This is a genomic window from Phycisphaeraceae bacterium (assembly GCA_015709595.1).
Classification (GTDB): Bacteria; Planctomycetota; Phycisphaerae; order Phycisphaerales; family SM1A02; genus CAADGA01.
Genome location: CP054178.1, coordinates 2,462,189 through 2,486,132 on the forward strand (window position 1 = coordinate 2,462,189; position 23,944 = coordinate 2,486,132).

A 23,944-nucleotide genomic window follows, 5' to 3' on the forward strand; every position below is an offset into this window, starting at 1 on the left:
GATCCTGATGCGGGATGGAACCACGGATGAACACGATGCGGGCCGGAACCACGGATGAACACGGATGGACACGGATGGTCAGTTGAGGCGGGTGAACAGAGCAAAGAATCAGTCCGGCGTTGCGACGCACGTGAAACGCTGCAAGTCACTCGAAGCGACCCCCAAACCCGGAATCACCGCAGAGCCGCAGAGAGCGCAGAGGATTTGAGCGCCTGCGGTGTCTTCTCCGCGCCCTCTGCGGCTCTGCGATGAATATTCGATGGAGTGCTGGGGAAGTCGCCTGACTCACCCTCACTTCTTCCCATCCTTTCCATCCATGTTCATTGGTGGACTGTTCGCGTCACCGGACTTCTCCGGCACGCACACGACGCGGAAGCCGACGAACGGACAATCCGCCAGCCACCACCTGCTCTTGGGAATCTGCGGGTCGCTGGAGTTCCACGAGCTGTCCTGCGCCAGACGCGCGTCGCACCGCAGCGCTGGGGGCGCGTCGAGGTGGTTGCCGCCGCGCGTGATGGGCTTGCCGTCGGCGCCGTTGCACCACTCCGACACGTTGCCGTGCATGTCGTGCAGCCCCCACGCGTTGGGCTTCTTCTTTCCGACCGGCTGGGTCTTCCAGTCGGCGTTGTCCTCGAACCAGGCGTAGTCTCCCAGCGCCGCCGGGTCATCGCCGAAGGAATAGGCGGCGGTCGAGCCCGCGCGGCAGGCGTACTCCCATTCCTGCTCGGTGGGCAGCCGGAAGGTGCGGCCCGTCTTGGCGCTCAGCCACTTGCAGAACTGCTCGGCGGCGTGGTGCGTGACGCTGATGACGGGGTAGCCCTCGTGCCCGTAGCCGCGGTCAGGCGGCACGTAGGGGCGGCTGGGGCGGGCGATGGCGTCCACCTCGGGCGTCGTGTCGCCCGACTTCCTGTCCAGTTCGTACACGAACACGTCGTACAAGTCCCACACGATCTCGGTCTTCGCCATCCAGAAGGGGCCGATCTCGGCTTCGGCGCCCGGCAGTGTTCCGGCGGGAATGGCGATCATTTCCAGCTCGTATGCCGCGCCGGCGATCTTCTGCTTGAATGATTCGATGCTGGGTGGTTCGACAGCGCCCGGGCTGACGCCATGCGGGGAGACGGCGCATCCCGTGAGCGCCGCTACCATGGCGACGATGGATGCGAGTTTCACGATCCTCCGGCTTCGACGGCTTGTGCTGCTCATGCCGCTCCTCGTGTGTGCGTCCTGTGCCGCCCCGCCGGCGAGACACGAGTTTAGTCGCCTCGTGATGGGGGTCGAAGCCCGAATCGTCATCTGGCACGCGGACGGCGAGGTCGCCGAGCGTGCCGCCGTCGCCGCCTACGACCGGCTGGGCGAACTCAACCGCATTCTCAGCGACTACCAGGTCGACAGCGAGCTCAACGTCCTCTGCGACCGCGCCGGGCAAGGCGCTATTCCCATCTCCGGTGATCTTTTTGCCGTGCTGCACCGCGCCCAGGAGTTCGCTCAGGCCAGCGACGGGGCGTTCGACGTGACGATCGGCCCGCTGTCGCGCCTATGGCGCGAGGCCCGTGGCCGCGGACGCCCGCCGACGAGCGAGCAGGTGGAGGCCGCCCGCGCCCTGGTCGACTGGCGACGGCTGACCCTCGATCCCTCTACCCGCACGGCCCGGCTCGACACGCCCGGCATGAAGCTCGATCTGGGCGGCATCGGCAAGGGATACGCCGTTGCCGAAGCGCGGCACGAACTCATCCTGCGCGACTGCCAGTCGTGCCTGGTGGAGCTGGGCGGCGACGTGGCGTTCGGCGATCCGCCGCCGGGAACAGATGGATGGACCATGCTCCTGCCCGCACGTGATGGTTCATCCCGGAGCGAACGACTCGTCCTTTCCAACGTCGTCGTCTCCACCTCGGGCGACTCGGTGCAGTACCTGGAATGGGAAGGTCAGCGCTACTCCCACATCATCGATCCGCGCACCGGGTGGGGCGTGCGGAACATGGCGCACGTCGTCGTCATCGCCCGCGACGGCATGACCTCGGACGCCCTCGCCTCCACCATCAGCGTGCTCGGCGGCGTCGAAGTGAACTCGCTGCTCAGCCGCCTGGGCGTCGGACCGGACGTGCGCGTGATCATCCTGGACTGACGCCTGAACCGGGCGGCATCTACGATTCCCCACCATGCTCCGCATCGGCCCCGTCCAGCTCGAAACCCCCATTCTCCTTGCGCCCATCGCGGGGCATACCGATCTGGCGTTTCGGCTGCTCTGTCGGGCGCTGGGCGGCGTGGGACTGGCGTGCACCGACCTGCTCAACTGCCACTCCATCCTGCGCGGGCACCCCAACGCCATGCGGCTGGCCAAGACCTGTGCCGACGATCGACCGCTGGCGATGCAGCTCTACGGCAATGACCGCGACCCGCTGCCCGAGGCGGCGCGGTGGGCTGTCGATCACGGGGCGGTCATCGTCGATATCAACATGGGCTGCCCGGTGGACAAGGTCGCCAAGAAGAACGGCGGCTCGCTGCTGCTCTGCGATCCGGATTCCACCACCCGGCTGGCGGAGCGGATCGTCCGCGCGGTGGAGCAGCACTCCGGCGGACGCGTGCCGGTGACGGCCAAGGTGCGGCTGGGGTGGGATGATTCGCGCATCGTCGCCCCGTTGCTGGCGAGGCAACTGGAGGAGGTGGGCATCGCGGCCATCACCGTGCATGGCCGGACGACGGAGCAGATGTTCAAGGGCCGCGCCCGCCTCGACGGCATCGCTCAGGTGGTGGCGGCGGTCCGCTCGATCCCCGTCATCGGCAATGGCGACATCACCGAGCCGGAGCACGTGCCCCACATGATGCGGGCGACGGGCTGCGCGGGCGTGATGATCGCGCGCGGGGCGATCCGCACGCCCTGGCTGTTTCGGCGGGCGTGGGATCTGCTGCGCACGGGCGTCGCGTCTCCCGAACCATCGCAGATCGAGAAGGTAGGGATCATCCGCCGTCATCTGGAGTTGATGGTGGAGCACGAGGGCGAAATGCGGGCGGTGCGCACGCTCAACAGCCGCATCAGCTGGTACGGCAAGACGATGGGCCACGTGAAGCCGCTGAAGGAAGCGATTCGGACGGCGAGCAGCGCGACGCGCATCTTCGAAGTGCTGGATGGGTGGGAGGCGGCTGCGGTTGGCAGTGAAAACGAGAATGACGCGGTGACGGGTGAGGTGGTCGGACAGGTCGGACTCTCCCATGCGAGCCGCGACCGTGAGGGAGCGGTGGCCGGGGCGCTGGTGTGAAGCTCGATCGGCCAAGGAGGCAAAGTGAGCCGCGACCGTGAGGGAGCGGTTGCGGCGCACGCAAATCAAACCGCTCCCTCACGGTCGCGGCTCGATTCGGCGGGGAGGCGCGGCTCATCAGCGCCTGGCGACTGGGAGGCCGACGCCGCCGACCTATCATCGGGAACAACCGCAGTTCGGCCGCGTCTTTCTTCGTGGAGCAACCGATGGCACAGCCCACCCGCGTGAATCGACCGTGGATGCCGATGCTGGCGACACTGCTGCTGGGAGCGGCCGCGCCGGTGCTGGCCCAGACTCCCCCGCCACCCCCACCAGTGGAGAAGGTCGCGGAGAAGCCCGCCTATACCGACAAGCAGGTGACCTCGTGGACGCATCAGGCGCGCGCGGTCGTCGCGCGGCATGGCGTGACGGGCGAGGAGGCGGAGAAGATCATCAACCTGAGCGTCGCCTCGCGCAAGCGACTGGCGGAAACGGCGGCGCACCTCCGTCAGGACTGGCTGGAGATGACCGAACAACGACTGCGCGAGATCCGCGAGGGCGGCGGCAGCGGGGCCGGGCTGTTCGACCGCAGCGACCTGCAGCGGTCGATCAACCTGGCCGCCGAGCGGGAGCGCAAAAAGCTGGCGGAGGAACTGGTGAAGATCGTGGACCGGGACAAGGCGCGGCTGATCTTCCCCCCGCTGGCCGCGATGGACGGCAGGGTGGATGGATTGGTGGCGCTGCTCGTGTCCTTCGAGTTGCCGCCCGCGGCGCTGGATGGGTCGATCGAAGCGGTGCAGGCGTGGCATATCCGCACCATCGCCGCGCGGGCCATGCCGCGTGAGAACCGGGTCTTCGCCAACGAGGAGATTCGCCAGGCGCGCGATGCGATGCTGGAGAAGACCAGGGGCCTGCTGAGCGCCGAGCAGTTCAAGACCTTCGCCGCCGCGGTGACGTCCACGAAGCCGGTGGATGAGTGAGACGGGTTTGAGGATCGGGTTCGCCGCTAAGTCGCCGGGTTCGCAGAGAAGTCACAGCAGGGTTTCCTGACTTGGCGCGGTGTGCGGTGCGGTTCCCCAGGGCGCCGATTCACGAGCATCCGTTGTTCTTGCCTCTGCGTCCCCTGCGACTCTGCGGTGAATCCCCGTTTCGGGTGCGGGTAGAATCGCCCCCGCATGGCGAGTGATCGCAAGAAAGTACTCTTCACCTTCGGCAACCACATGCACTGGGTGGACATGCAGTGGCTGTGGGGCTACGGCGTGCTGCCGGGGTCGGTGCGCGACATGCTGCATCTGTGCCGCGAGGCGGGGGTGAAGGGCAACATCAACTTCGACGGCGTCGGCTACGAGAAGATGGCGGCGGAGTGCCCCGAGGCGCTCGCCGAACTGCGCGAGGCGGTGCAGCAGGGCCTCATCGAGCCGGTGGGGTGTTCGTACGGGCAGCCGTACGGGCTGTTTCACGGCGGCGAGTCGAACATCCGCCAGTTCACGTTCGGCGTGCGCAGCGTGCTGCGTCTGCTGGGCGTGCGGCCGCGGGCGTTCTGGGAGGAGGAGTTCTACTTCTTCCCCCAGTTGCCGCAGATTCTGCGTGGGTGCGGCTTCGAGTGCGCCAACCTGTACTTCCAGTGGACGTGGCACACGCCCGAGGTGCCGCGCGAGCCGCACGCGCTGATCCTGTGGGAGGGCATTGATGGCACGCGCATTCCCACGCTGCCGCGCAACGGGCTGAATTTGCACCAGTGGCCGGAGGATTTTGAGTTGCTGGGGGGCGAGGGATCGAGGGATCAAGGCATCGAGGCATCGAGGGAGGAACGGGCCGGGGGTGAGGGCTCTTCGCTCCTGCGCGACCTGCCTCTGCCCGCCATCGTGCAGTGGCTGGAGTTGATGCCGAGCAAGGACTGGATGTGCCGCAGCGAACTGCTGCTGCCGAAGTTGAAGGAACTGCTGGCCCACCCGGAGTACGAGATCGTGCCGGGCACGATGAGCGAGGTGGTGGCGGCGCTGCGCCGCGCGTTCGCCCCCGGCTTGGCCGGGCGTGAGGGCTCTCTGCTCCCTTCTCCCCTTGGGAGAGGGGCCGGGGGTGAGGGCGACTCGCGCGTCGCTCCCACCCACTCACCCCAAACCCCTCTGCCACACCCGGACAGCGAAGAGGGGCTTCCCGTTCGCGCGTACACGATGGATGACGTGTGGCACGGCATGACGCTGGGGAAGAACGGCGATCGGCACCCGCGCGCCAGCCATCGAGCTGAAGGAACGATTCTGACGGCGCAGCAGGCGGCTTCGCTGGCCGGTCTCTGCGGCCGTCCTTATCCGCGATGGGATGTGTACCCCGGTTGGGAACTCGATGAAGCGTGGCGCGAACTGCTCGCCGCGCAGCACCACGACAACCACGAGTGCGAAGGACTGTGCGGCGACATCGGGTCCGACGGGTTCGAGCGAGCCGACGCGCTCGCCCAGGCGGTATGGCAGCGCACCACGCAATTGCTGGCTGGTCGGATTGTCCGTGGTGACCATGAATGCGTGCTCTTCAACACCTCGCCCTGGCCGGCGCGCGGGCTGGTGTCCATCGGTGAAGATCGCCTCGCGGTCGCGCCGGAAGTGCCGGCGCGCGGCTGGACGCGCGTTGATCCACGCGACCCGTCGCTGAAGGAACTGGAGCGTGCCACTGTTCACGATCAGGGAGCGCATTTCGAGGTGCATCGAGGCGATGGCTTGCGAGCATCCATCGACAAGTCGACCGGCATGCTCGCGCAGCTCTGGCATGAGGAGCACGCTCCGCTGGGCGCCTTCGGCGGGGGGCAACCCGCGATGTCGCTGTCCATGCGGCAGAATGGAGAGCCCGTCGTGTTTCGACCGCATCTCTGCGAAGGGGGCTCGGGTCGCGCGAAGGACGGCGTCGCCGTCATCCTCGAAACGCCGTCCGGCTCGCGCCTCTGGCTCTCCCATCGCTTTGATCCGGTGGTCAGCGGCCTCCACGTGCGCATCAAGTCATCGCCCGCGGAATGGTCTCGACCCGATCCGGGGCTCAACGCGGCGCTTCAACTTCACCTTCGGCTGCCGGAGCCGGACGCGCTGTCGCTGGTCGCCGACTCGCCTTTCGCGGTGCATTCGGTTCATCCGAACGGCGTCACTCGGCGAAAGTACCCCTCAGGCGACTGGATGACCTCGCCGCAGTGGTTTGAGTCCATCGAGCGCCCTTTCACGGCGATGTCGTTCGTCGATTGCCTTCAGGACGACATCGCCTCGTCCGGTCGCGGTGTGCTGTGCGTTCACGACGGATCACAGCAGTGTCTGCGAACCGAGCAGGGGATCGCCTTCGTCCTCACGGCCTTCGACCCGTGGGACGAGCATCACCACGACACGCACTTCGAGGCGGAGTTCTGGCTGATCCCGCACGGCCGCCTCACCAACAGTCAGCGAAAGCGACTGGCGGCCGAGTCATTTGCCTGTCCGGAAGTTGTTCGACCCCGTGTGGGTGGCGCCGGACCCGATCTTCCTCCCGCCTTCGCCCCCTTCGACCTCTCCAACGCCCCCAATGTCATCGCCCATGCCTTCTTCCGCGTGAGCGAAAAGGACGGCGAGCACCTGCCGCGCTGGGCCGGTCATCGCATGATGCGGGAGTCCAGGGGCGCCTGCACACACCCCTTCGTCGTCCGACTCGTCGAATGGGATGGCGAGCTGGCCGAGGTCATCCTCAAGTTCCCCGGCGAAATCGCGATGGCGGCCAAGACCAACCTGATGGGGGAGGTCATCGAAGGGCGCGCCGATGGGTGGCGCGCCACCCCGGACACCTGCTGGCTGACGCCCAACTCGACCGAGCCGCCGGAGTGGGCGCGCGGGATCGAGCGGCCCGCGGGCGGACAGGGCGTCGGCACGCCGCTGAAGTGGTCGCAGGTGCGGTTCACCATGCGGCCGCGCGAGATCGCAACGATCATGGCCGACCTCGTCATGGGCCGAAAGCAGTTCCGCGACCTGGACGCCAAGCGCGAGGTCTGGGCCACCGTGCATCGTGAGAAGACCTGAGAGACGGACGGACCGAGTCGTGGAACCCCCGAGCCACCACGTCTTGGATCGATCACGCCCCTCATGCGTGGCGATTCCGATCCAAGAAGACGCTCACTCCAGCCCTCTCCCGGAGGGAGGGAGGGTTGTTCAGAGACCCCTCATGCTGATGTGCCACGGCTGTGTCGGCCGTGGTCGCGCGGATGACGATGCGGTGGCTTGGGGATCGCACGGCTCACAGAGCCGTGGCACGCTGGCGTACGGCTCATGGATCTGCGACATGCGGGGCGATGCGACGCTGGACTCCGCCCGCTTCTCTCCGCGCTCTTCACGCCTCCGCGGTGAATCCTCTCGCTCACCGCTTCTTCTTCAGCCACGCGTGCAGTTTCTTCGCCGGCCATGTGTTGATGCATCGTGGGGGGGTCAGCCAGCCGCGGCGGGCGGTGAGGATACCGTAGCGCAGTTCATCGAAGTGTTCGGCGCAGTGGGCGTCGGTGTCGATGGCGATGAGTGCGCCGCCGTCCACTGCGGCCTTGATGTGGGTGTCGCGCAGGTCCAGCCGCAGGGAGTTGGCGTTGAGTTCCAGCGCGGTGTCATGCTCGGCCGCCGCGGCGGCGAGGGCGTTCACATCCGGGTGGAGCCCATCGCGCTTGCCGATCAGGCGGCCGGTGGGGTGGCCGAGGATGTGGACCAGCGGGTGTTTGATCGCCGCCAGCAGGCGGGCGGTGGCCTTGCCGGGCTCCTGCTTGAGGGCGACGTGGGGCGAGGCGACGACGATGTCGAGCAGGGCGAGGATGTCATCCGCGTAGTCGAGCCGTCCGTCGGAGAGAATGTCCACCTCCGCCCCGGCGAGAATCGTGATGCCCTTGATGCGGGACTGGGCTTCGCGGATGGCCTCGATGTGAGCGCGCAGGCGGTCCTCGTTCAGACCGTTGGCCTGGATGCTGGACTTGGAGTGGTCGGTGACGGCGATGGTGTGGAAGCCGCGCCGTCTGGCCTCGGCGGCGAGTTCGTCGATGGTGAGGCGGCCATCCGAGGCGGTGGTGTGGGCGTGGAGTTCGGCCCTGATGTCGGGCAGTTCGATGAGCGTGGGGGGCTTGTCCTGGAAGGCGGCGTCCAGTTCGCCGCGGTCTTCGCGCAGTTCCGGCGGCACCCAGTGGAGTTGGAGTTTGCGGTAGATTTCCTGCTCGGTTCTCGACGCGACGGGGGTCACGCCGCGCTTGTGGGGAGCGGCGTCGCCATCGTCGGGGAAGAGGCCGTACTCGTTGAGGCGGTAGCCCATTTTGATGGCGCGTTCGCGCAGGACGATGTTGTGCTCCTTGGAGCCGGTGAAGTACATGAGGGCGGCGCCGAAGGAGTCCTCGGGCAGGATGCGGAGATCGACCTGCACGCCGCGCTCGAGCCGCACGGAGGCCTTGGTGCCCCCGGCGACGAGGACTTTTTCGATGCCGGGCATGGCGGTGAAGGCGGCGAAGAGCGCGTTCTCGTCCGTGGTGCTGGCGAGGATGTCGATGTCGCCGATGGTCTCCCTGCCGCGCCGGAGCGATCCGGCGTACTGAATGTGCGTGACCCCCGGAACGGCGCGCAGGCGCTCGACGATGGCTTCGGCGATGGGCAGGGCGACGCCGAGGCGGATTCGCTCGCCGGCCTTGGCGGCGAAGGCGAGCGAGTCGCGGATGTTCTGGACGGTCTTGGCCCCCATGCGGGGGAGTTTCTCGACGACGCCGGAATCGAGGGCCTTCTTGAGTGATTCAAGATCGGTGACGCCCGCCTGCTCCCACAGCAGTTTGACGGTCTTGGGCCCGAGCCCGGGGATTTCCATCACCTGGAAGAGGCCGCGCGGCACCTTCTCGACGAGTTCATCGTGCTCGGCGACCTTGCCGGTCTTGACGAACTCGATGATCTTCCTGGCGGTGCCGTCGCCGATGCCGTCGATGGCGGTGAGTTTCCTGGGGTCATCGGCGAGCGTGGCGATGTCGTAGGTGAGGTCGCCCATGAGTCGCGCCACACGCGCGTGGGCGTTGACGCGGAAGGGATTGGCCCCGGTGAGCTCCAGCACCTTGGCCATCTCGTCGAAGATGCGCTCGAGTTCCGCGTTGGTGGACATGGGGTGATGGTAGATGCGAAGTTCGGCGACTCTCTGTGAAGTCCTTCTCCTTCCGTAAGCCCCTCTCCCATAGGGAGAGGGTTCAGGGCGCTACGCGACGTCACCCAGCCCCAGCGCCTGGCCGTAGGCCTTGAGCAGGCGCTTGCGCAGCAGCGCATCGCGAGGCGACGCGAGTTCGGGGTCGGCTTCGATCCACGCGCTCGCATCGCGCCGGGCCATCTGAAGCAGCGGCAGATCCCTGGGCAGCTGCGCCACGCGGAAGGGGGGCAGACCTGACTGCCTGGTGCCGAACAGTTCGCCGGGGCCGCGGATTTCGAGGTCTTTCTCGGCAATGGCGAACCCGTCATTGCTGGCGGCGATGGCTTCAAGGCGTTGCTTGCCCTCGTCCGTGACCGGATCGCCGATGAGCACGCAGATCGAATGCTTGCTGCCGCGACCCACCCGGCCGCGCAGTTGGTGGAGCTGGGCCAGCCCGAAGCGGTCGGCCTGCTCAATGACCATGATCGAGGCGTTGGGCACGTCCACGCCGACCTCGATGACCGTGGTGGCGACAAGCACATCAATGTCGCCCTCGCGGAAGCGGCGCATCACCTCGTCGCGCTCGTCCTTCTTCAGACGGCCATGCATGGCGGCGAGGCGGCGGCCGCGGAAGTGGCCTTCCGCGAGCCGCTTCAGGTGTGTGTCCACGGCGGTCAGTCCGCTCTCGGTTTCGTCGATGACAGGCACCACGATGTACGCCTGCTCACCCTGGGCGATTCGTCTGGCGAGGTAGGCGTAGACCTCGTCGCACCGCTCGGGCGAAACCACGCGCGTGGCGATGGGCGCGCGGCCCGGCGGGAGGCCGCGGATGGTGGAGACATCCAGGTCGCCGAACACCGTGAGCGACAGCGTGCGCGGAATCGGCGTGGCGGTCATGACCAGCGTGTGGGCGACGAGGTCCGGCTCGGTGGACTTGACGCGCAGCACCGCCCGCTGCTCTACGCCGAAGCGGTGCTGTTCATCGACGACGGCCAGGGCCAGCGATTTGAACTTCACCTTCTCGGCCAGCAGCGAGTGGGTGCCGATGACGAGGTCGAGTTCGCCCTCGCGGAGGCGCTGCTGGATGCTTCGCCTCGCCGCGGCGGGCAGCGCGCCGGTGAGCAACTCCATCCGCACGCGCGAGCCCGCCAGCATGGCGCGGATGGTGGCGTCGTGCTGCTCGGCGAGCACCTCGGTCGGGGCCATGAGCGCCGCCTGGTGGCCCGCCGCCACCGCCAGCAGCATGGCGTAGAGCGCCACGACCGTCTTGCCCGAGCCCACGTCGCCCTGCAAGAGCCGGTTCATCGGGCCTTCGCGGCCCACGTCGGCGACGATCTCCTCGATGACGGCGTTCTGGCTTTCGGTGAGCGGAAAGGGAAATCTCCTGCGGATGCGCTGGTCGATCTGCGGCGTGCGCTTGAGAGACGGGGCTCGATACGCCCGACGGCGGTGCGCGCGCTTGAGCATCACGCCCAGTTGCAGCATGAGAAGTTCATCGAAGGCCAGCCGCCTGCGGCCGAAGGCCACCTCGTCCTCATTCGCGGGCGCATGCACCATGCGGTAGGCCGCAGCCAGTTCGGGCAGGGCGGCCTGATCGCGATATTCGGGGTGCAGGTGGTCGGGCAGGTTCGCCAGCGCGGGCTCGAGCACCTGCTGCACCAGATCTTCGAGAACACTGGACGACATCTCCTCGCTGGCGGGGTAGATGGGTCGCAGCCGGTCGGTGCGGGGCTTGACCTCCTCCTCGATCCTGATCGGCTCCCACCTGGGGTTGACGAGTTGCAGGTAGTCGCCCCGGCGCTTGGCCTTGCCCCAGGCGCGGATGGTCATGCCGGGGTGCAGTTTGCCGCGCAGCCACGGGGCGTTGAACCAGGTGAGAAGCAGCGTGCCGGTGCCGTCGAACAGCGTCGCCTCGGTGCGGGTACGCCGCCCCTGCACCTGGCGGAGCGTGAGAATCTCGCCGCGCACGGTAAGCGTGGCGCCAGCGCCGTGAACGGGCGTCACCGCCTCCGACGCCTCATCCACCGATCGCTCGCCCAGTTCGCGCTCGTAGCGGTGGGGCAGGTGGAGGAGCAGGTCGGCGACGCAGCGGATGCCCATGCGGCGCAGCGCCGCGGCGCGCTGCGGTCCCACACCGCGCAGCGAAGCGACGTTGGTGGTGAGCGTGATGGGGGGCGTCGAGGCGGTCACGCGATGCTCCGGTGGCGATGCGTACCGTATCATGCGCCGCATGGCCCGCAAACGGCTGGACCCATCCATGTTCGCCGGACCGGAGCCCGACCCGCCCCCCGCGCGGCGGGAACGGGCGGCAGCGGCGCACGGCGGGGAGCCGCGCCCCCTCACCGTCTCGCAGGTGAGCGACCTCATCACGCGCACGTTGGAGGAGCGTCTCCCGTCGCCCCTGCGCGTGATCGGCGAGATCAGCAACCTCTCCACGCGCAATCACTGGTACTTTTCGCTCAAGGATGACAAGTCCGTCCTCTCGTGCGTGGCATGGGCTTCAACGGCCAGGCGGCTTTCGTTCACGCCGCGCGACGGGCAGGAAGTCGTCGCCACGGGACAGGTGGGCCACTATGCGCCGCAGGGGCGCACGCAGTTCTACGTGACGGATCTGAAGCCGGTGGGAGAGGGGGCGCTCGAAGCCCGCTTCAAGGCCCTGTGCGAGGAGCTTCGGGCGCTTGGTTACTTCGATGACGCACGCAAGCGCCAGGTGCCGGCGTATCCCGGTCGGATCGCCGTGGTGACGTCGATCAAGGGGGCCGCGCTGCAGGACGTCATCGCCACCGCCGCCCAGCGGTGGAAAGGGGTGGGTCTGCTCGTCTTCGATGCGCGCGTGCAGGGAGAGGGGGCGGCGGAAGACGTGGCTCGCACCATCCGCCGCATCAACCGCGAGCGCGTGACGCTGGGCGTCGAGGCGATCCTGGTCACGCGGGGGGGCGGGTCGATCGAGGATCTCTGGGCGTTCAACGAGCGCGTGGTGGCGGATGCGATCGTCGAGAGCGTGCTGCCGGTCGTGGCCGCCATCGGACATGAGTCGGACGTGACCATCGCCGAACTGGTCGCCGACCTTCGGGCCGCCACCCCCACGCAGGCGGTGATGCGGCTGGTTCCCGCGGCGACGGAACTGGCGCGGCAGATCGACCACCTGGAGCACCGGCAGGCATCCCTGCTCGCGCGGCGGCTGGAACGCGAGCGGGAGCGGCTGGCCCTGCTCTCACGCACCGACCTGCTGCGAGGTCCGCGGGCCGTCATCGAGCGACTGGCCGAGCGGCTGGAGCACCGTCAGGAGGGTCTTTCGCTCGCTCAGCGCCACCTGCTCGCTCAGCATCGGCTTGATCTGGACCGGCTCTCGCGACGACTGTTTCAACTTCGCCCCGCCGACGTGAGCGCCCGCCAGCGGGAACGGCTGAGCGTGGCGAGCAATCGTCTGCGCGCTGCAATCGCGCATCGGCTGGCCCTGGCCCGCAGAGTGCTTGACGGGCGTGAGCAGACGCTCCGCGCCTTCGAGGTTCACGGCGTACTGAGGCGGGGCTTCTCATACACCACGCATCCGGACGGCGGGCTGATCCGCTCGATCAGCGACGTCAACGCCGGTGATCCGATGCTCACCCACCTGGCGGACGGCGTGGTGCGCTCGGTGGTGGGTGACCGGATGGTCCGCAAGCCCCGGCGGGCTGGTTCAGGAGCATCTGGAGGCCTGAATGGAGGGCCAAGTGGGGGGGCGGATCAGTTGGACCTGTTTGCCTCTTCCGAGTAGATTCGTCGCATGGCGTCCAGGCGATCCAATCCGTCCGTCCCGCCCGTCGAGGCCGAGCCCGACCCCGCGTCGATGACCTATGAACAGGCGGTCGAGGCGCTGGAGGCGATCATCCGCCGTCACGATGAGGGGTCGATCGGGCTGGAGGAGAGCATTGCGGCCTATCGTCGCGGCACGGCGCTGATTCGTCGCTGCCGTGAACTGCTGGACAGGGCCGAGCAGGAGATCCGGGTGATCGAGAAGTCGGAGGGTGGTTCGGACGAATCGTGAGGGGCGGTGTAACGGGTCAGCGTGGGGTGGATGCGGCCGGGCGACCGGTCGAGCGAGTGCGGGCGGAGCGTCGAGCAACCACATGATGACGGACAGCGCGCTCTCGATCGTCGCCATCCTGGCTCAGTCGCCGACCCTTCCACTGTGGGTGTACAAGGTGCCGGGGCTGGTGTTCGCCTTCTGCTTCGGCGCGTGCGTGGGCAGTTTCCTCAACGTGGTGGTGTACCGGCTGCCCGCGGGGGTGAGCATCATCACGCCGCCCAGCCGGTGTCCGCGCTGCGGGTGGCGGCTGACGTGGCGCGAGAACTTTCCCATCCTCGGCTGGCTCTGGCTGCGGGGCAAGTGCCGCAAGTGCCGCGCGCCCATCAGCGCGCAGTACATGATCGTCGAACTGATGATGGCGCTGCTGTTTCTCGCGCTCGCCTGGCTGTTCTATGTCGTTCCGCCGGCGACGGCATGGTGGAGCCAGGTCGCGGGACCCTGGTGGTACTGGAATGGTGTGAAGACCGTTCCGCTGTTCATCGCGGTGCTGGTGCTGGCGGCGTCGCTCGTCGGCATGACCATGATCGACGCCCGCACGTTCACCATTCAGATCGAACTGCCGATGGCGGCCACGCTCACGGGCTTTGTCGCGGTGCTGGTGCAGGCGATCATTCAGCAGTCGGGCTCCACCATGCCCCGCACCTGGCAGGCGTGGCCGATGCCGCTGCTGGGGCCTGGCGGCACGTGGGCGTGCTTCGGCGGGATGATCGGTATCGTCATCGCGTGGCGGCTGCTGCGCCGGGGCACGCTGCCGCGCAGTTTTTCGGATTACGACCAGTTCGTCGCTGGCGGATCGGGCGCCCGGACTACTTCCGGGGCGGACGACGACGCGCCCGAGTCGGGGGTTTCCACCGCGGAGGTTTCGTCGTTCGAACTGCTCTTCGGGCTGCCCGTGCTGGCGGGGTTGCTCTCGGTGGGCGTGGTCGGGTTGAAGGGCGCCGGCGCCGTTTCGGTCGGCGTGATGATCGCGGCGCTGGTCGTCCGTTCACTGCGCAAGGGCGGCGTGGACGTTGGCGTGGCGCCTTCCGGGGAGGGCGTACTGGCCGACGACTATCCGCACGCGCGTCGCGAGATGAAGTGGGAGGTTCTCTTCCTGCTCCCGTGCCTGCTGGGCCTGCTCATCGGATGGGCCATCGGCGTGCGCGTGGGCGGCGCGACGCCGTTCATCATGCAGGCGATGGGCGGGGCGTTCGCGGGCTACCTCGTGGGCGGCGGCGTGGTGTGGGGCATCCGGATTCTCGGCACGCTCGGATTCGGTCGCGAGGCGATGGGCATGGGTGACGTGCATCTGCTGGCGGCCGTGGGCGCGGTGCTGGGCTGGCGCGACGCCGCGCTCGCCATGTTCGCGGCGGCGTTCATCGGGCTGGCGTGGGCGATCATCGCCGCCCTGCTTCAGACCTTCATCCGGGGCGTGCGGCGCGAAGCCCCCTTCGGCCCGCATCTGGCGATCGGGGCGGCGGTCGTGTTCCTGCTGCGACCGGAGATCAACACGCGGCTCTGGCCCCAGATCGAGCAGGCGTGGCGGAACATCGTGGGATGATCGCTGCCGACAGGTTGTCCACACCTCGTTCACCGCTGGACACACGCCGGCGGATGGCTTCAATTGCATCAGGGCGTCACCACGGAGGGACGCCTGCACGGACGGTTTCGCACTGAAAGGATGCTCCATGCGATGCACATGGATGGCTGGCGCGGCCTTGGTCGCGCTCACGATGACGGCGGGTGGATGCGGCAGCAAGAAGGATGATTCGGCCCTCCTCCGCGAGGAGGCGACCAATCTGCGCGCCCAGCTGGAGCAGCGCAACAACGCGCTGGCCTCCGCTGAAGCAGATCGACGGACGCTGGCCATGCAGCTCGCCGACCTTCGGCGCCAGCTCGAGGATGCCAACGCCCGCGCCGCCGACGTGGGACGCACCACCGGCTTCGAGGGCATCGAGAACGTGCAGAGCGTTTACGGCGACGGTGAGATCACCCTCATCATCGAGAGTGATGTGCTCTTTGACTCCGGCCAGGCCGCGCTCAAGCAGTCATCGCAGCGGTCCCTTTCGCAGGTGGCCTCGGTGCTCAACTCGCAGTATCCGGGCAACGGCATCCGCATCACCGGACACACCGACACCGATCCGATCCAGAGGAGCGGCTGGAAGAGCAACTTCCATCTCGGCGCCGAGCGGGCGTACGCGGTGATGGAGTATCTCCGTCAGCGCGGCGTGGAGGTGAACCGCATGCACATCGCCAGTTTCGGCCCCAATCGCCCCATGGGCACCAAGCAGGCGAGCCGTCGCGTGGAGATCGCGGTGCTGCAGAACGAGTAGGTCGGTGACCAGCGGCACAGGCGTCCCGCCTGTGTTCAAGTTGCAGTGGGCAGGCGAGACGTCCGCGCCACTGCCTGCGCTGCCGTATCATGGCTCAATGACCGCACCCTTCACCTCGCGCATCACCCACGAAGGCCCCGTGTTTCGGGTCGAGCGGCGGGAGTACGCGCCGCCCGGCGGCCGCGCGTTCGTGCGCGACATCGTCCGTCACCCCGGCGCGGTGACGATCCTGCCGGTGCTTGATGACGGCGGCATCGTCTTCGTGCGCAACTACCGCGTGGCCGTGGATGCGCCGCTGCTTGAACTGCCTGCCGGGAAACTGGAGCGTGGCGAAGACCCGAAGGAGGCCGCGGGGCGCGAACTGGAGGAGGAGACCGGCTATCGCGCCGCCGCGATCGTTCCGCTCGGCCAGTTCTTCACCACGCCGGGTTTCTCGGATGAGCGCATGCACGCCTTTCTCGCCACCGGTCTGACGCACGTGGGTCAGCGGTTGGAGCCGGGCGAGGAGATCACGGTCGAAACCGTGCCCTCGGTGGAGGTGTGGCCCATGATCCGCGACGGAGCGATCCGTGACGGCAAGACGATCGCTGCGCTGGCCCTGTGGTTTGGTTTCGCCGCGACGCCGTCCTGCGCGGCATCCCACGTCGGAACAGCGCGATGAGCTGGTACGAGCGCGACTACAACCGGGAGGGCGGCTCGCCCGGCGGACGACCCGGGGGCGACTGGTCGGGCATGCGCCCCTCGTTCGATAATCCGGCCTCGTGGTCGTTGCCGCTTGCTCGCGTGTGGGGCATTTCGGTCCGCGTTCACATCATTCTGGTGCTGTTCATCGCCTTTCAACTGCTCGAATCGGTGGGCAGCCCGACACGGGGCGTCTCACTCTCACTCGACCTGTTCTTCACCAGCGTGTGGGTGGGAGGGCTGTTTTTCATCGTGCTTCTGCATGAGTTCGGCCACTGCATCGCCTGCCGAAGGGTGCGGGGCGAGGCGGATGAGATCCTCATGTGGCCCCTGGGCGGCCTGGCGTTCTGCCACCCGCCCGGTCACTGGAAGGCGCACCTGTGGACGGTGCTGGGCGGACCGCTGGTGAACGTGATGCTGATTCCCGTGCTGGGCGTCCCGCTCGGGATCATCTCCGGCGCGTGGTGGGGAGCGGCGATCCCACTCCCATTTGGACAGGCGCCGGCGGCGCTGAGCGAAGTGAGCGACATCGTCTTCGCGCTTTACATCCTCGCCCGCGTCAACATGATGCTGCTGCTGTTCAACCTGCTGCCGATGTTTCCGTTGGATGGCGGGCGAATCGTGCAGGCGTTGCTCTGGCCGCGGCTGGGGTACGGGCGGTCGATGCTCTACTCGGTGCGCGTGGGCTACTTCGGGGCGATCGCACTGGGGTTGTACGGGGCTGCGACGTCCCAGTGGGTGCTGGTCGGGCTGGCTTTCTTCGGGGGCTTCACCTGTTATCAGACATATCGCCAGCTCCAGTACACCGATGCCCTGCTGGGGCCCGGTTACGGGGGTGGATACGGGGCCGAGCCGGAGGTCCGGCGGGGACCAAGCAAGCGTCAACTTCGCAAGGCCCAGCGCGAGCGCCAGCAGCAGGAGCACGACGCCCGGGAACTCGACCGACTCCTGGACAAGATCCGCGAAAAAGGCATGGCGTCGCTCAGTTCGTCCGAACAGAAGTGGCTCCGTCGTCATACGGAGAAGCAGCGCCGCGACGGGGGGACTTGACGGCAGGAGCCGCTCTTCATGCGTGACAGGCGACAGCCGGACCAGTTCAGTGCGGTTCCACGTCTGGGTGGGGCCAATGCACCCCCGATGGGCTTTCGCGCCCTGAGCATGGTGTCCGCCACCACGTGGCTCATCGTGATCTGCGCGGCGGTGTTCTTCGTGGATCGCGCGCTGCCGGCGGAGTGGGTGATGGTGGGCGGGCCGTACATCGCGCGCGGAGCGCCGATCAGCGACGTGCGCGACCTCGACTTCGACATGGAGGGCGTGAAGCCCCCCCCCAACCTGCACATCATCCCCGTGCCGGTGGTGGATCGGCGCACCGGCATGGAGGTCGGCTACGCCATGGTCACCCGCATGCACTGGCTGACGCGGGTCATGCACTTCTCCACCACCAGCGGCTTCCTCGGCATCGAGTACTGGCGCTTCATCGGCTTCCAGTTTCTGCACTTCGACTTCATGCACCTGGCTCTCAACATGCTGGGGCTGTTCATCTTCGGACCGATCGTGGAGGAATACCTGGGCCGCAAGCGCTACGTGGCGTTCTACCTGCTGGCGGGCATCTTCGGCGCGCTGATGTACCTGACGCTCAATCTGCTGGGGAACCTCGCACTGATGGCGGGCGTGGAATCGTGGCTGCCGGGGCTGCTTTTCCACGATCCCAAGACGCCGCTGGTCGGGGCGTCGGCGGGGGTGTTCGGCGTGATGATGGCCGGCGCGTTCATCGCGCCGCGAGACATCATCTACTACTTCTTCCTGCCCATCCGGCTCGACCTGTTCGCCTACACGCTCACGGCGCTGGCGGCGGTGAAGGTGATCTTCGGCGGGTACAACGCCGGCGGCGAGGCGGGGCACCTGGGCGGGGCCATCGCCGGGTTCTACTTCATCCGTCGTCCCCATCATCTGCACGGGTTCTTCGACATTCTGGGTCGCGTCGACCCCACCTCGCATCACTATCGGAAGGGAGATGGAGACGCACGCCGCCAGCGCCGCAGCCACGAACAGGAAGTGCGGCGCGTCCTCGCCAAGATCCGTCACGTCGGGATCGAGGGGCTGACGCCGGAGGAGCGCGCCGTGCTGGAGGAGGACGCCAGGCGCAGGGGATGATGGGGTGAGTCGGCGGAATGCTCGACCCTCACATCCTGACGTTCGCCGGGGGCGAGGGGGGAGCAGGGTTCTACCATCCCGCCCGATGTCCGGCCCCTTGTCATTCGAGATTCTGCACCGATGCCCCCTGTCGCGCGCCCGCATGGGGCGGGTGACGACGCCGCACGGGTCGTTTGACACGCCGGCCTTCATGCCCGTGGGCACACGGGCGTCGGTAAAGGGGCTGACGCCCGAACAGGTGCGGGGCACGGGCAGCCAGATCATCCTGAACAACGCCTACCACCTCATGCTGCGCCCGGGGCCGGAACTGATCCGACGTCGCGGGGGGTGCCACCGGTTTATGCGGTGGGACGGGCCGATCCTGACCGACTCGGGGGGGTATCAGGCCTTTTCAATGTCGGATATCAGCCGGATCACGGAGGATGGCGTCACGTTCCGGTCGGTGGTCGATGGTTCGCCGGTTCACCTCAGTCCCGAGCGGTCCATGGAGGTGCAGAACGACCTCGGGGCGGACATCATCATGGCGTTCGACGATTGCCCGCCCGCGGCGGAAGGAGGCGCGACTGCGGAGGATCGCGCCCGTGTTCAGGCGGCCTGTGAGCGCACCATCCGGTGGCTGGAGCGATGCGTCAGAACCCATCAACGCCCGGATGAACAGGCCCTGTTCGGCATTGTCCAGGGGGGCGTCCATCCGGATCTGCGCCAACGGTCGGCGAGTCAGGTGTGCGGGATCGACCTGCCCGGCTACGCCGTCGGTGGAGTGGCGGTGGGGGAGGGAACGGCGGCGATCGCCCGGGTCGTCGAGTTCACCGCCCCCTTTCTGCCGCAGAACAAGCCCCGATACCTGATGGGGGTGGGGTATGAGCGGGATCTTGTCATGGCGGTTCGGGCGGGAGTGGACATGTTCGACTGCGTCCTTCCGACGAGGAACGGGCGCAATGGCACCGCGTTCACGCGGGCGGGCCGCATCAACCTGCGGAACGCCCGGTTTTCAGAGGACGATGGGCCAGTGGACCCCGCTTGCGATTGTTCGACCTGTTCCGGGGGGTTCAGCCGCGCCTACCTGCGGCATCTGTTCACCGTCGGGGAGATGCTGGGGCCGATTCTGCTGAGCGTGCATAACATCCGCCACTTCCAACGGCTGATGCTGGACGTTCGGCGGGCTGTCCGGGAGAATGGCTGGTCTTCCCTGGAGCGGGACTGGCCGGTGCTGTCGGACCCGGTCGCCGGGTCGGCGGAGGCCGGTCCAGCCCGTTCGCGTTGAGTCACACCCATGTGGAACCTTGATTCGATTCCTTCGCTCACGCTGACCCTGTCGCAGGGCGAAGGCGCACCTCCGCCCCCGAACCTGGGCGGCGGTGGCGGAAACGCGACCACCGGCGCGAATGGCGGGACCGGGGGCGCCGCGCCGCCGCGCCCCAATGATCCGTTCTCCAGTTTGTTGCCCATCTTCATGGTGCTCATTCTCATCTTCATCTTCTGGTCGTTCTCGAGTCAGAAGAAGGAGAAGAAGAAGCGGGAGGCCCTGCTCTCGAGCATCAAGAAGCACGACCAGGTGCAGACGATCGGCGGCATCATCGGCTCGGTGGTGGAAGTGAAGTCGAACACCGTGGTGCTGAAGGTGGATGAGTCGTCCAACACGCGCATGACCTTCGCCAAGTCAGCCATTCAGCAGGTGCTGCGGGATTCTCCGGACAAGGCCCCGGAGCCCGCCGACGCGGGAGCGAAGAAGTAACAGGCCGCATGGCTGGCGGCGCGAACGAGCGGCCGGACGTTGCGGCCATCGACGTTCGCATGACCTGAGGGTGGATGCACGATGCACAACTTGCAATGGAGAATCCTCATCATCCTGGTGGTGCTGGCCATCTGCGCCTGGCAGCTGGTCAGCAACGGGATCCGGTGGGGTCGTGACCTCGCCGGCGGCCTGAGCGTCATCTATCAGGTGAAGCTGGAGGACACCGATGACCCCGAGCAGGTGATGCCGCAGGTCGTCGACGTGCTCAAGAACCGTCTCAATCCCACCGGGGCCATTGACCTGAGCGTGACGCGCCAGGGGACCGACCGGATCGAGATTTCCATCCCGCTGCCGGATGAGCGGGTCAAGGCGGCGCAGCAGGCCTATCGGGACGCCATCGATTCCGTTCTGCGCAGCGCCCGCATCGACCCCAACGAACTGGAGTCGCGCCTTCAGGCGGGCGAGGCCGTCAAGGTTTTCGGCGGGCCGGAGGGCACCACGCACTGGGCGCGGATGGACTCGCTGCAGAAGGCCTACGACCGGCAGCGCGCCGCTCGCGCCGCGTACGAAGCCGCCCGCGGCGCCGACCCGCGGGACGAAGCCGCGCTGGCTCGCGCCGAGGCGGAGCTGGCCGAGGCGGAGGTGGTCTACGACGCGCTGCTGACCGAAGCGCTGCGGTACAGTCTGCGCGAGCCGGACCTGCTCCGCCTGGTGCAGCTCTCCAACGAGCCGCGCGATCGCAAGGATCCCGAGACGGGTCGCGTGCTGCTCGATGAGAACAAGCAGCGCATCAAGGACAAGAGTCTCCGCCAGCTCGAGCTGGAGTCGCTGCAGGAGCGATTCCCGCACCTGAAGAATGAACTGGCGGCGGTGGTTGAGAAGTACGACACCTACGCCGGACTGCGCCGCGGCTTCGACGACATCGAGGACCTCAAGCGCATGGTGCGCGGCGCGGGCGTGCTGGAGTTCCGCATCGCCGCCACCGCGGGGCAGAACGAAGGGTTCAACGTCGACCAGATGCGCGAGGCGCTGGCGGAGCACGGACCGACCTTCCGCGCCTCGGACATCGTCCGCTGGATGGCGATCAACGACGTCAAGCAGTGGTACAAGACCGATGAGCAGCTGGCGGCGCTGACGCGCGACCCGGTGGGATATTTCGCGGGGCGCGGCCTGATCGCCGCGGAATACCGAGGCCGCATCTATCTGCTGATCTACGATGCGCCGGGCAAGAAACTGGTGCATGATCAGGCGGGAGCCCCGTGGTCGCTGCAGGCGGCCTTCCCCACCCAGGATTCGCTGGGGCGGCCGGCCGTCGGGTTCCGTCTCGACAGCGCGGGCGGCATTCAGATGGGCCAGTTGACCGGCTCCAACGTCAACCGGCCCATGGCGATCGTGCTGGATGACGAGGTCTTCTCCGCGCCCAACATCAACTCGCGCATCGGCGGCAACGGCATCATCGAGGGCAACTTCTCCGCCGCCGAGATCAACTACCTGATCCGCGTGCTGGCGTCGGGATCGCTGCAGGCGCGTCTGCTGCCCGACCCCATCGCGCAGAACGTGCTGGGACCGTCGATCGGGCGCGACAACCTGGAGCGCGGACTGTGGGCGTGCCTGTGGTCGATTCTGGCGACCTGCGCGTTCATGATGGTCTACTACTTCTTCGCCGGGGCCATCGCCAATTTCGCTCTGCTGTGCAACGCACTCATCATCTTCGGCGTGATGGCGATGCAGCAGGCGTCGTTCACGCTGCCGGGCATCGCTGGCGTGGTGCTCACCATCGGCATGGCGGTGGACGCCAACGTGCTCATCTACGAGCGCATGCGCGAGGAGATCTTCGCGGGCGAGAAGGATCTGCGCTCCATCGTCAAGCTCGGATACTCCAAGGCGCTGAGCACGATCATCGACGGCAACCTGACGAACCTGATCGTCGCCTTCGCGCTCTATCAGACGGCGAGCACCGAGATCAAGGGCTTCGCGCTGACGCTGGGCATCGGCATCGCCTCCACGCTGTTCACCGCCCTGTTCGTCACGCGGACGATCTACATCATCTACGCCGACAAGCTCCGCATCAACAAACTGGAGATGCTGCCCACCGCCGTGCCGGCCATTCACCGGGCGCTGGAGCCGAACATCAACTGGGTCGGGCTGCGGCGCATCTTCATCCCGATGAGCTTCGTACTGGTGGTCGCCAGCGTCGTGATGGTGGGCTACCGAGGCCAGGAAATCTACGACACCGAGTTCCGCGGCGGCATCTCGGCCACCATGCAGACCAGGCCGTCCGATCCCGGCGATCCGCAGTCGCCGCGCATTCTGCTCGACCGTCGGGAAGTGCAGGAGCGCGTGCAGGCCATCGCCGATGGTCCGCGCGCCCAGGAGGAGCCGATCCTGCAGGCCTTCCGGCGGGCGGTGGTGCTCACCGCCGGCGCGGGTCAGCAGGGCGCCCGTTCCGACAGCTTCCAGATCAAGATCGCGGTGGACGCCGAAAACGTGACGGACACGCAGAAGATCGTGGACGCCATCGTGAGCGCGTTCGCCGCGGAGCTGGGCCAGACCTCGTCGCACGACTTCCGCGGCGCGGCTGAACCCACGCCGCCCGTGGGCGCGACGTATCCCATCAGCGGGGCGCGGTACCTGTCGCAGGTCATCGAGCGCCCCGGCTTCGACCGCTCCGTGGCGGCCTACGACGGGGGCGTGGCGATCGTCATCGACGAGATCAATCCGCCCGCCGCCCTTTCAGACGTGCGCGATCGCATCGCCCGCATGAGGCAGCAGCGCGACTTCAGCGACACGGTGGGGCGTGATTTCGACGTGATCGGGCTCACCCCCGCGCCGTCGGGCGATGGCTACACCTCGCTCTGCGTGCTGGTCGCCGATCCGGCGCTCAGGTTCGCCGATTCGGCGGAACGCTGGGAGAGCTTCCTGGCGACGCGCGAATGGCAACTGGTCGGCGCCGCGCTGGCCAGGCCGGCCTCGCTGGAGCAGGTCAGCTCCTTCTCCGGTTCGGTGGCCGACACCCTCTTCGCCAACGCCGTCACCGCCGTGGCGCTGAGTCTCATGGGCATCCTCGTCTACATCTGGATCCGCTTCGGCTCGCTTCGCTACAGCGTCGCGGCGGTGGTGGCTCTGGTGCATGATGCCGCCATTGCGCTGGGCGCGCTGGCATTGACGCACTACATCTCCGGATCGTCCATCGCCAATCTTCTGCTCATCGAGGACTTCCACATCAACCTCGGCGTGGTGGCCGGACTCCTCACGATCATCGGGTACTCGCTCAACGACACCATCGTCATCCTCGACCGCATCCGCGAGAACCGCGGCAAGCGCCCGCTCGCCTCCGCCGAAGTGGTGAACGCCTCGATCAACCAGACCATCAGCCGCACCGTGCTCACGGGCGGCACCACGCTGATCGCGGCGATGATTCTCTTCGCCGAGGGCGGCACCGGAATCCGCGACTTCACCTTCGTGCTGATCGTCGGCCTGATCGTGGGCACCTACAGCTCGGTCGCCATCGCGGCACCGATCGTCTACAAGGCGTCCAATGGCGGTCAGGGAGAGCCGCAGGAGGAGCCGACCACGACCGGGGCCGGAGCACTGGCCCGAACCACGTGATCCGGTGTACCATGGATGGTGCATG

17 protein-coding genes are annotated in these 23,944 nt (G+C 67.4%); 14 read left to right on the forward strand and 3 right to left on the reverse strand.

Annotation, left to right across the window (positions count from 1 at the left end; genetic code table 11):
* Positions 1-291: 291 nt before the first annotated feature.
* A complete protein-coding gene (locus HRU76_10435) occupies positions 292-1,203 on the reverse strand; it encodes an SUMF1/EgtB/PvdO family nonheme iron enzyme (protein QOJ17976.1) in 912 nt (303 codons plus the stop codon).
* Positions 1,204-1,264: 61 nt separating this feature from the next.
* Between HRU76_10435 and HRU76_10440 the strand changes: the two genes are divergently transcribed.
* From HRU76_10440 to HRU76_10455, 4 genes are all read left to right on the forward strand, one after another.
* Positions 1,265-2,122 carry an FAD:protein FMN transferase gene (locus HRU76_10440; GenBank protein ID QOJ17977.1) on the forward strand — a complete coding sequence of 286 codons (858 nt, stop codon included), beginning with the start codon at positions 1,265-1,267 and terminating at the stop codon, positions 2,120-2,122.
* A gap of 34 nt (positions 2,123-2,156) precedes the next feature.
* Positions 2,157-3,254 carry a tRNA dihydrouridine synthase DusB gene (gene dusB / locus HRU76_10445; protein ID QOJ17978.1) on the forward strand — a complete coding sequence of 366 codons (1,098 nt, stop codon included), beginning with the start codon at positions 2,157-2,159 and terminating at the stop codon, positions 3,252-3,254.
* Positions 3,255-3,460: 206 nt separating this feature from the next.
* Positions 3,461-4,213 (forward strand): hypothetical protein, encoded by a 753-nt coding sequence (locus tag HRU76_10450; protein ID QOJ17979.1) that lies wholly within the window; start codon positions 3,461-3,463, stop codon positions 4,211-4,213.
* Positions 4,214-4,408: 195 nt separating this feature from the next.
* Positions 4,409-7,255: a hypothetical protein gene (locus HRU76_10455; GenBank protein ID QOJ17980.1), complete on the forward strand. Its 2,847-nt coding sequence runs from the start codon at positions 4,409-4,411 to the stop codon at positions 7,253-7,255.
* A 334-nt stretch (positions 7,256-7,589) separates the two neighbouring features.
* On the opposite strand, the gene polX is transcribed toward HRU76_10455, so the two are convergent.
* Entirely contained in the window at positions 7,590-9,341 is a 1,752-nt protein-coding gene (gene polX, locus HRU76_10460; GenBank protein ID QOJ17981.1) for a DNA polymerase/3'-5' exonuclease PolX, read from the reverse strand.
* 90 nt (positions 9,342-9,431) lie between these two features.
* Positions 9,432-11,582 (reverse strand): ATP-dependent DNA helicase RecG, encoded by a 2,151-nt coding sequence (gene recG, locus HRU76_10465; GenBank protein QOJ17982.1) that lies wholly within the window; start codon positions 11,580-11,582, stop codon positions 9,432-9,434.
* A gap of 7 nt (positions 11,583-11,589) precedes the next feature.
* Here recG and xseA point away from each other — a divergent pair, with 7 nt between their 5' ends.
* The 10 genes from xseA to secD all read left to right on the forward strand — a co-directional run bounded on the left by xseA (position 11,590) and on the right by secD (position 23,919).
* Positions 11,590-13,116, forward strand: a complete 1,527-nt coding sequence (gene xseA / locus HRU76_10470) for an exodeoxyribonuclease VII large subunit (protein ID QOJ17983.1) — start codon at positions 11,590-11,592, stop codon at positions 13,114-13,116.
* A gap of 9 nt (positions 13,117-13,125) precedes the next feature.
* Positions 13,126-13,386 (forward strand): exodeoxyribonuclease VII small subunit, encoded by a 261-nt coding sequence (gene xseB / locus HRU76_10475; protein QOJ17984.1) that lies wholly within the window; start codon positions 13,126-13,128, stop codon positions 13,384-13,386.
* A gap of 82 nt (positions 13,387-13,468) precedes the next feature.
* On the forward strand, positions 13,469-14,968 hold the full coding sequence (locus HRU76_10480) for an A24 family peptidase (protein QOJ17985.1): 1,500 nt from the start codon (positions 13,469-13,471) through the stop codon (positions 14,966-14,968).
* 127 nt (positions 14,969-15,095) lie between these two features.
* On the forward strand, positions 15,096-15,740 hold the full coding sequence (locus tag HRU76_10485; protein QOJ17986.1) for an OmpA family protein: 645 nt from the start codon (positions 15,096-15,098) through the stop codon (positions 15,738-15,740).
* A 97-nt stretch (positions 15,741-15,837) separates the two neighbouring features.
* Positions 15,838-16,401, forward strand: coding sequence for an NUDIX hydrolase (locus HRU76_10490; protein ID QOJ17987.1), 564 nt, complete (start codon positions 15,838-15,840; stop codon positions 16,399-16,401).
* Entirely contained in the window at positions 16,398-17,471 is a 1,074-nt protein-coding gene (locus tag HRU76_10495; GenBank protein ID QOJ17988.1) for a site-2 protease family protein, read from the forward strand. Before HRU76_10490 ends, HRU76_10495 begins: the two co-directional genes overlap by 4 nt.
* Positions 17,472-17,489: 18 nt before the next feature.
* Positions 17,490-18,575 carry a rhomboid family intramembrane serine protease gene (locus tag HRU76_10500; protein ID QOJ17989.1) on the forward strand — a complete coding sequence of 362 codons (1,086 nt, stop codon included), beginning with the start codon at positions 17,490-17,492 and terminating at the stop codon, positions 18,573-18,575.
* Positions 18,576-18,660: 85 nt separating this feature from the next.
* A complete protein-coding gene (tgt, locus tag HRU76_10505; GenBank protein QOJ17990.1) occupies positions 18,661-19,839 on the forward strand; it encodes a tRNA guanosine(34) transglycosylase Tgt in 1,179 nt (392 codons plus the stop codon).
* Positions 19,840-19,848: 9 nt separating this feature from the next.
* The gene (yajC, locus tag HRU76_10510; protein QOJ17991.1) at positions 19,849-20,310 is read left to right on the forward strand and encodes a preprotein translocase subunit YajC; all 462 of its coding nucleotides are present in this window, start codon (positions 19,849-19,851) and stop codon (positions 20,308-20,310) included.
* An 81-nt stretch (positions 20,311-20,391) separates the two neighbouring features.
* A complete protein-coding gene (secD, locus tag HRU76_10515) occupies positions 20,392-23,919 on the forward strand; it encodes a protein translocase subunit SecD (GenBank protein QOJ17992.1) in 3,528 nt (1,175 codons plus the stop codon).
* The last annotated feature ends 25 nt before the right edge of the window (positions 23,920-23,944 follow it).